The following is a 1,075-nucleotide window of genomic DNA, read 5'->3' on the forward strand; positions in this document are numbered from 1 at the left end:
CCCCCGTTGGGCCACCCGATGGAATCCGGGCCCGCGCACCCGGCTGCGCTGCCCGGTACGGCGGCCCGCCCGCCCCGCGACGCCCTCAGGAGCGCCTCGAGCTCATCCAGGGACTCGGGCGAGGCCGTCCGGCCGGGCCGGGGCAGGTGCCGGGCCACGTAGAGCACCCCCTGACGCGGGTAGTCGAAGGGGCTGCCGACGTCGAGGGCCTCGAACTTCGGGGCGTCCGGGCCGGCCAGGCCCACGTCGCCGGCCACCGAGTCGAACCGGCGCTCCCCCGAGCCCACGGTGAGCGTGGCGGAGGTGAGCACCGTCGTCGCCTTGCCGAACAGGCCCTCCCGCAGCTTGCCGGCCACCGAGAGCGGGGCCACGTAGAGCTGGGGCGGGTCGGTCTCGTCCCCCGGCTGCCAGCCCACGCCGGGCTCGAAGTGGCCGGGGCGGGTGGCCCACAGCACCTCGGGGAAGTCGGCCTCGGGCCGGGCCGCGAGCATGCGCTCCACCACCTCGAGGACCTCGAGGATCCGCGAGCGCGCCATCTGCCGTCCGCCGTCGGCGTCGGCCTCCTTGTCCTTGTCCTGGCCGAGGTCGGACAGGCACTGGCGCGCGGCCGTGAGGACGCCGGTGAGGGCCTGCTCCTGGACCTCGTCCGGGCCCGCGGCGATCAGACCGGACGGAGTGTCCGTGAACGCGCGGTCCAGGGCCGCCCCGGCCTCGATCAGGTCCTCCACGGCCACGGTGGTGTGGCGGCGCAGCGAGGTGGCCGCGCCGTGCACGATCGACCCGGACAGCTGCCCGGTGACCGCACCGGTCACCCGGTCCTGCAGCTCGTGGGCCTCGTCCACGACGACGGCCGAGTACGCCGGCAGCACCGCGAGGCCCTCGAAGGCGCTGATGGCGAGCATCGCGTGGTTGGTGACCACGACGTCCGCGTCCGCCGCGTCCGCGCGGGCACGCTCGGAGAAGCACTCCTCGGCCTGGGGGCAGCGGGACGCGCCGAGGCAGTCGACCGCGGTGACGGAGACCTGCCGCCACGCGCGGTCGGTGACGGGGACCTCGAGGTCGTCGCGGTCCCCGG

Annotated in this window: 1 pseudogene; it reads right to left on the reverse strand. The window is 76.0% G+C overall.

The features are described 5' to 3' along the window. Nucleotides 1–1,075 (reverse strand): annotated as a pseudogene (locus tag AB0L75_RS44530) (hypothetical protein); the annotation flags it as partial.

It is taken from the genome of Streptomyces sp. NPDC052101 (genome assembly GCF_040680235.1).
Classification (GTDB): domain Bacteria; phylum Actinomycetota; class Actinomycetes; order Streptomycetales; family Streptomycetaceae; genus Streptomyces.